The 9,848-nt window shown below is 34.2% G+C and carries 7 protein-coding genes, 1 other RNA gene and 1 pseudogene; 3 read left to right on the top strand and 6 right to left on the bottom strand.

The genetic code is table 11. The features are described from left to right. Positions 1-1,551: 1,551 nt before the first annotated feature. The 6 genes from recR to GGR08_RS07095 all read right to left on the bottom strand — a co-directional run bounded on the left by recR (position 1,552) and on the right by GGR08_RS07095 (position 8,069). Complete coding sequence (gene recR / locus GGR08_RS07120) at positions 1,552-2,157, bottom strand: recombination mediator RecR (protein ID WP_183194648.1); 606 nt, start codon at positions 2,155-2,157, stop codon at positions 1,552-1,554. A 30-nt stretch (positions 2,158-2,187) separates the two neighbouring features. Beyond that, positions 2,188-2,511, bottom strand: coding sequence for a YbaB/EbfC family nucleoid-associated protein (locus tag GGR08_RS07115; protein WP_183194647.1), 324 nt, complete (start codon positions 2,509-2,511; stop codon positions 2,188-2,190). Positions 2,512-2,525: 14 nt separating this feature from the next. Continuing rightward, positions 2,526-4,466: a DNA polymerase III subunit gamma/tau gene (locus GGR08_RS07110; RefSeq protein ID WP_183194646.1), complete on the bottom strand. Its 1,941-nt coding sequence runs from the start codon at positions 4,464-4,466 to the stop codon at positions 2,526-2,528. 224 nt (positions 4,467-4,690) lie between these two features. Beyond that, an RNA gene (gene ffs, locus GGR08_RS07105) (signal recognition particle sRNA small type) lies at positions 4,691-4,788 on the bottom strand. 1,689 nt (positions 4,789-6,477) lie between these two features. Next, the gene (locus GGR08_RS07100) at positions 6,478-7,341 is read right to left on the bottom strand and encodes a prephenate dehydratase (RefSeq protein ID WP_183194645.1); all 864 of its coding nucleotides are present in this window, start codon (positions 7,339-7,341) and stop codon (positions 6,478-6,480) included. After that, positions 7,338-8,069: a 3-deoxy-manno-octulosonate cytidylyltransferase gene (locus GGR08_RS07095; RefSeq protein ID WP_183194644.1), complete on the bottom strand. Its 732-nt coding sequence runs from the start codon at positions 8,067-8,069 to the stop codon at positions 7,338-7,340. The genes GGR08_RS07100 and GGR08_RS07095 overlap by 4 nt, the downstream gene beginning before the upstream one ends. 102 nt (positions 8,070-8,171) lie before the next feature. On the opposite strand from GGR08_RS07095, the gene GGR08_RS07090 reads away from it, so the two are divergent. The 3 genes and pseudogenes from GGR08_RS07090 to GGR08_RS08415 all read left to right on the top strand — a co-directional run. Continuing rightward, positions 8,172-8,729: a c-type cytochrome gene (locus GGR08_RS07090; protein WP_183194643.1), complete on the top strand. Its 558-nt coding sequence runs from the start codon at positions 8,172-8,174 to the stop codon at positions 8,727-8,729. A 246-nt stretch (positions 8,730-8,975) separates the two neighbouring features. Next, the gene (locus tag GGR08_RS07085; RefSeq protein WP_183194642.1) at positions 8,976-9,554 is read left to right on the top strand and encodes an SMI1/KNR4 family protein; all 579 of its coding nucleotides are present in this window, start codon (positions 8,976-8,978) and stop codon (positions 9,552-9,554) included. 96 nt (positions 9,555-9,650) lie between these two features. After that, positions 9,651-9,848, top strand: a pseudogene (locus GGR08_RS08415) (SMI1/KNR4 family protein); the annotation flags it as partial.

Below are 9,848 nucleotides of genomic sequence, written 5' to 3'. Positions count from 1 at the left end.
AAGAGCCATTTTTAATTCTTTCTTATACAAATTTGATCCACACACTCATCCCACTTGTGATGTGCGAAGGAGTGGTTTTGATTGATTCAAGATAAACAGATTTGAAATGAGAGAATCTTACGATATTCGAGACTCTCATTCAACATACAAAACAGTGAATTATCATTATAAATCAATGTGTTATCTAAGATAGACAAGATATTACTTTGATCCTTATTGGTTTCTATTATCAATAAATTAATTTGTAATGATAATTTATTATTTCTACCTTAAATAAAGTCCTTGGACATTGTAATATTTTCTCATTTCAACCTCATGAATCAAAACTATTTTTTACACAACATAAGTAGTATTAGTTAGTATGTGGATAAAACTGTTATAAGATAAGGAGTAAAATTTTTCTCATAAACCATTTAAATGCAAGAGTAGTTGCAATATTAAGAGCTAGCAATCGTATGATTCTATAGGCTTATTACTTCATAAGTATAAAGATGGCTGTGCATAACGTATTTTATACATTTCATGGGGATTTTGATTATATTATTCACAGGTAGCATCGTGAAAGGGAACTTAAGTGCTTTGCAAGGTATTTTTTTACAAGCACGTAAATGTACAACATAAATATATTCTGTTTTGGGCATCTTGTTTTTCGTGAGAAGCATGATTCATTTAAAGAGCATATATTCTATATTTTTGTATTTTGATATTCTGTCGTCGCAAATTATTATGGACTGAAAAGATAATTGAAAGAGCAATTTTGACAGTTATTTAGAATTTTTATTGGTTTTATGAAAGAACTGACTTTAATAGTCGTTAAATCTCATAACGATAGCATATTACGTTGAAAAACACAACAATCAATGCATATTTCAAAATGTTATATGCTTTAAAACATTTAAATGTATCATGATAAGTCTGCAAATACATAAGAGTAATTACGATGCAGATTGAAGTCAAAATGATGTGCTCTCCTGCTTTTTTAATGATCGACTATCAATATCTAATTCTAGTGCAGTCATTGAGATAAGAATAAACAACTGAGTAATAAATTTGATAGAATTAATAGTTTTTTCAGAGATAAGATTATTCGAACGAAGAAGTCATCACGAGAATAAAACCAATGATAAACCATAGCATGAGAGTGTGTAAACGAAAGCATGTTTATACTGATCTATATATAAGAATCCGTACTAATTTAACAATTGGTGCAATTTGAACATTTTCTAAAAGCGTGGTAAGAGCAATTGATGCGACTAGCATTTAAGAAAGCTAATAAGAATTGCTTTGAATATAATATTCGCAAGAAAATTCCAACCGGCTAAAAAACGTGTATACACTAGTGCTTTCTCCTAGAAGCACGATAGCAAATTCAAGTAGTGTTTTGGCACAAATTTCTAGGACTTTGAAGCTATAAATGTAAGGTTGATATGAGTAAATAGGGGATAGAAATTATTTAAAAGTGAAAGACTTTTCTTTGTTATTTTAATAATTTCTCTCATAACAAAGAAGTAATAGTAAATAAAAAGAACTCACAGATAAGAGAAAAAAGTTTTAGAAATTTGTTCTTGCCTGTAAGGCTGCTGCTAAAGTTCCATCATCAAGATAATCGAGTTCGCCTCCTACAGGAACACCGTGAGCAAGTCGTGTAATTTTAACTGAAAAATTAGCAAGCTGATCAGTGATGTAATGAGCAGTTGTTTGGCCTTCGACAGTAGCATTGACAGCAAGAATAATCTCCGTAATTGGATTTTGTACAACGCGTCGGATTAAAGAGGCAATGTTAAGTTCATCAGGACCTACTCCATCTAAAGGAGAGAGACGTCCACCCAATACATGATACCGTGCTGCTAGAGCTTTTGTGCGTTCAAGAGCCCATAGATCAGCAATATCCTCAACAACAATGATTGTTGTATCATCGCGGCGCAAATCTGTACAAATTAAACAAGGATCGGTTGTATCTACATTTCCACAAACAGAACAAAATCCAACTTTTTCTATAGCTGCCTGTATTGCTGTTCCTAAAGGTTTCAGGCATGTCTCTTTTTTTTTAATAAGGTGAAGCGCAGCACGGCGCGCTGAACGTGGCCCAAGACCTGGGATTCGTGCTAAAATTTGAATCAGGCGTTCAATCTCAGGTCCTACAGTGTATTTAGACATATTTTCATCCCACGGAAACAATCCGTTGCATTAAAATGGAAGCTTGAAGCTTGATGGGAGTGGTAGTCCTGACGTCATACTTTTGGTTCTGTTTTCTATCTCGACTTCAATTTTCGTTCTTGCTTCATTATAAGCTGCTATAATGAGATCTTCAAGAATTTCAGCTTCCTCCGGTTTGAGCAATGAAGGATCAATTTGAATTGCTGTTATAATATTTTTGCCATTTAAAGTAATTTGGACAAGATCTCCCCCTGCAGTACCTACAGCTTGTAAATTAGCCATTTCCTCTTGAATTTTCTGCATTTTCTCTTGTATTTCTTTGGCTTTTTTCATCATGCTTATCATTTCACGCATAGGAAAAGGTATCCTTATTCATCATTGATATCATTTTTATTTTTAAAAATATTAACGCTTTTAAAGGTATTGGGAAGTAAATCAAGCTCATTTTCTTTTTTATTGAGTCGAATATCGACGATTTTTGCTTCTGGGAAATGATTGAGGATTTTCGCAATATCAGGATCTGTCTCTGCATTGGAAAAAAGAGTCTTTTGAATCGCTAGATTTTCCTCCTGTAAGGTTGGGCCACCTCCTTCATTCACAAAAGTTATTGTCCAGCGCTTTTCAGTCCATTGAGATATTTTTTTTTCTATGTCATGAGCAAGAAATTGTGGAGTATTTTCAGAAAGTCTTAAGGTAATATGCCCAGCTTCAAAAGAAACAGGATGAACAAATTCTTTCACAAGGAGTTTGAAAGGAAGGTCATTCTGCTGTTCGGCTAATTTAACAATATCGTGCAAAGAATTAATCGTTAGAGTTTTAGGTTCAATATTCTCTTCTGTTGTTTGAGCGGCAGAATGCGATAAATTTGCGATCTTTTCAGAAAAATCAGCATATTGAGAATTTTTAAGAATTTCTGTTACTTCTTGGGTGTTGGTTTTGTCTGGAGACTGATTTTTAATTAAATTTTCTGTTTTTAAAGAATAATCTAATTGGTTTTCCAAGGATGTTTTTAAATCTGCTTGAGCTGGTAATGTATTTGAAACGCTTGAGGAAGCATGGAAATCGACCATTGCTCCTTTTGTCGTATCATTTGCACTTGTAGATTTTTTATGAGAAGAGTTATTGACGAATGTGAGAGGTGTTTTTTCTTGCGTAAGTTTTTTTAAAGCCTCATCAAGAGTTGGTAGATCAGCTGTGTGAGCAAGACGAATTAAAAGCATTTCAGTGGCTTGAAGTGGACGTGCAGTTTGATTCACTTCCTGTAAGCCTTTGAGTAACATTTGCCAGTTTCGGGATAAAACAGGTACAGACAATTTTTTTGAAAAGTCTAAACTTCTTAAACGTTGCTCTTCAGTCAGCGAGAAATCAGCTACTATTTCTGGTGTAAAACGTAAACGTGTGACTAGATGATTAAAATCGGCTAGTTCTGTCAATATCGTAAGAGGATTCGCACCTGCATCATATTGACTTTGTAATTCATGTAATGCATTTACAACATCACCTTTCATGATAAATTCAAAGAGATCAATAATACGCGCTTGATCAGCTAACCCTAACATTGTACGCACTGAAACAGCATTAACATTGCCATTGCAATGAGCAATCGCTTGATCAAAAATGGATAATGCATCACGTACAGAACCTTCTGCAGCACGAACAATCATAGAGAGTGCTTGATCTTCTACCTCTACCTTTTCATATTTTGCAATTTGGCGCAAATGCGCATTTAAAGCTTTTGATTCAATACGTCGCAAATCAAAACGTTGGCAACGAGAAAGAATTGTAATAGGAACTTTGCGAATTTCTGTTGTAGCAAAAATAAATTTTACATGAAAGGGTGGTTCTTCAAGAGTTTTTAACAAACCGTTAAAGGCTTGTGTTGAGAGCATATGGACTTCATCAATAATATAAACTTTATAGCGCGCAGAAACCGGACGATAGCGTATTTGTTCAATAATTTCACGAATATCATCAATGCCTGTATGAGAAGCAGCATCCATTTCTATAACATCAATATGGCGTCCTTCGATAATTTGTGAACAATGTTCACCGAGAGAGTCCAATACGGTAGTTGGTTGGTCAACGTCTTTTGTTTTATAATTGAGTGCACGTGCCAAAATACGGGCTGTTGTAGTTTTACCTACGCCACGAATTCCCGTTAACATCCATGCTTGTGCAATGCGACCTTTTTCAAAGGCATTGGTGAGAGTACGCACCATAGCTTCCTGACCAATGAGATCAGAAAAGTTTTTAGGTCGATATTTGCGAGCAAGAACACGATAGGCTGTTTCTACCGGTACATTTTCCATAAATGTTTCCAACTTTGAAGTTTTTTATGCATACATTTTAGTAATATAGAAGTATAGAACAATCTGTACTCTCAAGGTAAAATGATTTCCTCTTAAATCAAGTTATTTATGGGACAATTTGTTTAAAGACAATCAAAACCCTTTATTTGCTAAGCGAAAATGCAGCTTTGAAGATTAAAAATACCTCACTAAGATACAGCATAAAAAATAATTTCTTCAGCAGAATAGGAGGCTAGCATAGTGACCCGCACTAGAACTCGTTAGGGCTGCTTCCTTCCAGACCTGACCCAGTTGGCGAGCAGCTCGTCCACCACTAACCTCCCAAATTCATATTGTCGATTTGGAATGAAAAATCAAGCTCAGAAACGAAAAATATCATAAAAACGATGAAGAATTTTCCTTTGCATTAAATTTATTAACATATAAACAACAAAGAGATTGAGGATTTATCAGTTTTCAGAATAGTAGCTCTTCAATATTTATTGAGTGTAAAAATATTTTTGTTGTTTAAGATAATCTAAATGGTTGATTTGCTCATTTGCACAAATCTGTAAAAATTTTAGGCTAGGTTCATTTGTTATAAAACCACGAAATTGAAAATTTGCAACTGTTATCGCTCTTTTTTCTTGTGTGCTGATGCTCTTAATAAAAAAACTAGATGCTTATTACTAGATAGATTAATATATGGGTTTTCATCATTTTGAAAAAATATTTCATATATCTTTTAAGGACTGTATGCATGCAAGAAAAGATGCAATATCAAAAGTTATAGAATATTAATGATGGCATAGATTTATGACTTCATAATTGTAAAAATGGTATTTTTATATAAGAAACATTTTATAGCTTTAAACAATTAGATTCTTTGATGAATGCATCGATAGAGCAATTTTTGCTTTTCTTCTTATCGATAAGTGGTTTGTGTACGATGTGCTTTCTAGTACTTAGAATGAAGCAAAAGTTATATTCTCATTTAAAAATTAGCACTGATAGAGAAAATCCAGCACAACTTAAGTTTAATCTTCATAGTTTTTGAAAAATTCCTTTGATATATAATTTTCTTAGCGATTTTTGAATAAAAATTCCTGCAGGACAAAACAATTCTATTCAAAGTTAGATATTATTAGAAATATCATTAATCATAATCTCGTCTTTTACAATTTATTCGAATAATTTTTTCTTCATTATATTTTTCAGTCTAAAGATCTTCCTGTCTTTTCATCAACAGCAACAATGCTTAATTTATTTACGTCAAAAGAGATGGAGTAGATAACATAAAGGATACTTTTTGCGGTTTAAAGATACTATGAAGAGCCTTTAATCCCTTAATATATTATATCAGGTGATTTAATTGTAATACTTTTCATTCGGCGCAAAATTGCATTTTTTCACAAAAACTAGCAAATGCAACACTAGAAGAGGCGAGAATATTTGCAGCTGATAATTCTTGCGTGAAGATTTTTTCATTATTCTCTCCTTTTTCCTAAAATAAGACGAATCATAAGTCGGTTTTTATAAACACAAAAGTTAAAATTTAACATCAAAAGTAGGGATAAGTTGCATTTTCTAGTTTTAAACCATGTCCAAAATAACTTCACTTGAAGAGATTTAAATGCTTTGTTCTTTTATGCGCATCCTCTGATGGATAATTTAAATTGTTTTTAGAACTAATTTAGAAGTTTGTTATCTTTATTGGAATAAATTGTCATAGGGGATGATCGTTCTCAAAAATATGTTTTTATATATAAAGTGCAAGAGATGGTACAAGTATTTCCGGTTTTTATTGGGATTTCTTTGTATTGGTTTTCACATGAGTTGAATTGCTGTTTATCAGGATATAACTTAAAATATTATTGAGATAATTTATTTATTCTATAATGAGTTATTTTTTCTTTTTCAGTGTTTATAAAGGGTGTTTAGTAGAAAAATGAGTCCTTCCAGGACACATTGTGCCATAAGATTTTTATGATCTTCTTTAATATAAGTAAAAAATAATAGAGCTTAATTACTTTTATATATGCAAGGCTCGATCATTTTGTGCCGGATAAGTACCAATAATGCGTAGTTCTGCAGAAAAGAAAGACAACTCTTCTAACGCAAGTTTCATCATAGGGTCTTCAGGATGTCCTTCAATGTCTACAAAGAATTGTGTTGCATTGAAACTTCCACCAATTTGATAGCTTTCTAATTTTGTCATATTGATACCATTCGTCGCAAATCCTCCCATAGCTTTATAGAGAGCAGCTGGAACATTGCGCACTCGAAAAAGAAGACTGGTGATGATTTTTTCGCCATTCTTAGGCTTGGGTACATGTCGTTTGGAGCGCGAAAGGATAACAAAACGGGTAATATTATGCGGGTTATCTTCAACATTTTTTTCAAGAATATCAAGCCCATAGAGTTCTGCTGCGATTAAAGGTGCTAAGGCAGCTTGCGAACGTTTAGCATTTTTTTTAATCAATTTTGCAGCTCCAGCGGTGTCAGTAGAAATAACAGGTTTCCAACCGTTGTTTCGTATAATTTTTCGGCATTGTGCAAGGGCATGCATATGGCTGTGGACGGTTTTAATTTCGTCATGTGTAACGCCGGGTAAAACCATGAGCTGAAAATGGATAGGTAAAAAATATTCATCAACAATATAGAGGGATGATTGTGGTAAAAGATGATGAATGTCTGCAACGCGTCCAGCAAGACTATTTTCAATAGGAATCATCGCAAGATCAGCTTTTCCTCTTTCTACTAAATTAATGGCGTCTTCAAAAGTAGCAGAGGGCACAGCATCCATATCAGGGAACATCTTGGAGCAAGCAATATGGGAATTAGCACCGTATTCTCCTTGGAAAGAGATTTTATTGTTCTTTTTTAGTGTTTTCATGTTAAAATCTTACGCACTCTATCGAGATCATGTTGTGTGTCTACACTTAAAGGGATCGTATCGACTATTTCCACATCGATACGCATATTATGTTCTAATGCACGTAATTGTTCAAGTTTTTCACGTTGCTCAAGTGTAGAGGATTTGAATGATACAAATTTCTCAAGTGCTTCACGCTTATAGGCGTATATTCCAATATGATGGTAAAGAGGACCATCTCCATAGGGTGCTTTGGCACGAGTGAAATAAAGAGCACGAAGGCGATGTTGAGAAAGCGGTGTACCAATGATTTTGACAACGTTGGGATCTCTTGCTTCATTTTCTTCAATGATTGGAGCACCTAAGGTTGCAATATCAGTAAAGCTATTTTCTAAAGGATATAGAGCACGAATAATTTCACAAGGCATTATTGTTGGTAGGTCACCTTGTATATTTAAAACAGCATTATAGCGTTGTTTAGGATCAATGTACATTAAAGCTTCATAAATACGATCAGATCCAGATTTATGATCATCTCGTGTTATGATCCATTCATGTCCATAATCTGCAACAGCTTTAGCGATATCATTATGATCAGTTGCAACGATTGTACGCCCTATTGCAGCTTTTTTAGCTTGTTCTGCGACATGAACAATCATTGGTTTTCCGCCAATTTCAGCGAGAGCTTTTTTAGGAAGACGCGTTGAGCCTATACGAGCAGGAATAAGAATAATTGGTTCAAGAGCCATGGCAAGATTCCAAATGTCATCTGTAGTGCATTTATGATGTTGCATATTATAAAGAAAAAGCTTAACCTAAAAATGGTAATGAAACCGTGAATATTTGATTTTATGAATCGCTCGAGAGTTATCTATTTTGTTTGTTTGTGTGGGCTGGTTGTTGTTGTAGGGGTTTCCACGCTCAGCAATATAGTTTACGATTATTTTACATCAGTCCAATATCATCAGACAGTTAGTAAAAGTGATATTTTAAAAGAAAAGCAGAAAACATCAGATTTTTCTCTATCACTAAATAGCCGCCTTCAACAAGGTAATTTTGAAAATGGGCGTAAAATTTTTCGCCAATGTGCCGTATGCCATACTTCTAGACGCAATGAAGCAGGGCGTGTTGGTCCAGTTCTTTGGGAGATTGTTAACCGACCGTTGGCATCAGAAACAGGTTTTGCATATTCACGGGCATTGCGTGCACATTCTGATCAAAAATGGGATTTTGTCACTTTGGATCGTTATTTGCATTCTCCACGTAAAGCATTTCCTGGAACCATTATGTCTTTTCGTGGAATTAAAAATGATCAAGATCGTGCCGATCTTTTGCTTTATTTACATAGTTTCTCCGATCATCCTATTCCTTTACCAATGGATAATAATAAAGCGAATGAGCCAAACTAACATATATCATAGATGTTTATTTAGAAGGAAATCCAATTTTTTGTAATTTTTGTTTTAGGGGTTTATCAAAAGAACTTTTCTTGATGTTTTGATCATGTCCTCTCATGCAAAACAGAATATACTTAATGTTGTACATTCACCCGTTTATTTAAAAAGATCTTTCTCAATGTATCTAAGCTCATTTTGTGTGGCGTCCGTGAATAGGACTGTCCCAGACCCAAACACCGGATATGCGGTTTTTAATTGATGAAAACCTATACCTTAGATGATGTTATAGAATTAGTTGATAAAGTTAATAAATATAATAGTAATATTGTCAGTTTTGGGACTGCAGAAAATGCGGTCGATGATCTTGTGATTGAAAAGGCAGAGAAAGCTCTCGGTTTACAATTCACATCTTTCTATAAAGTTTTTTTGAAACATTATAAAGGCGGGGACATTGGTGGTGATGAAATCTATAGTCTTTATGAGCATCCTATAGGTGTTTCTGTTAATGACGTTGTTTTCCAAAACTTAAATGATAGAAACCGTGGTTTTACGACACCAGAACAACTTGTCGTTTGTGATGCTGATTTTGGTGAAACCTTTTATTTTGATTATACACAGTTTCGGGATGGTGAATGCCCACTTTATGTCATGCTTCCATCTGAAGATTGCGAATATTACGCAAGTAATTTTTATGAATTCCTTTGTAAAAGAATTAAAGAAAGCGTGGGAGAAGAGATACCTGATGGAGACCAACCAATTGAAAAGATTGAGAACACTCCCCCTCCGCAACCTATCCCTTTTTACAAGAGCTTTTGGAAAAAACTATGGAAGAGGTGAAATTGATAGTGAGAAAATATATAGTCTTTCTAGAGAGCCTAAGTATTACACAAGTAATTTTTATGTAAAAGAATTACAGATCATGCTGGGGGAACGATGATGCAAACAAAAGATGTCACAGAGATTTTAAAAAGACTGGGCTGGTAGCCTTATCGTGATAACGTGGAGGATACTTTTGCGCATTATCATCTTCCCGATTGCATTGTCGGTATTGGCTATGGTGTAAAAAATTATGGAGAGAGTGGCAAAGAGTTTTTGCTTTCGGCTGATCTCACCACCGCTGCTTATTGTCTT

Source organism: Bartonella fuyuanensis, from assembly GCF_014197255.1.
Taxonomy (GTDB): domain Bacteria; phylum Pseudomonadota; class Alphaproteobacteria; order Rhizobiales; family Rhizobiaceae; genus Bartonella; species Bartonella fuyuanensis.
The sequence above is the reverse complement of the archived record's forward strand: the minus strand, read 5'-3'. Positions and strand labels throughout refer to the sequence as shown.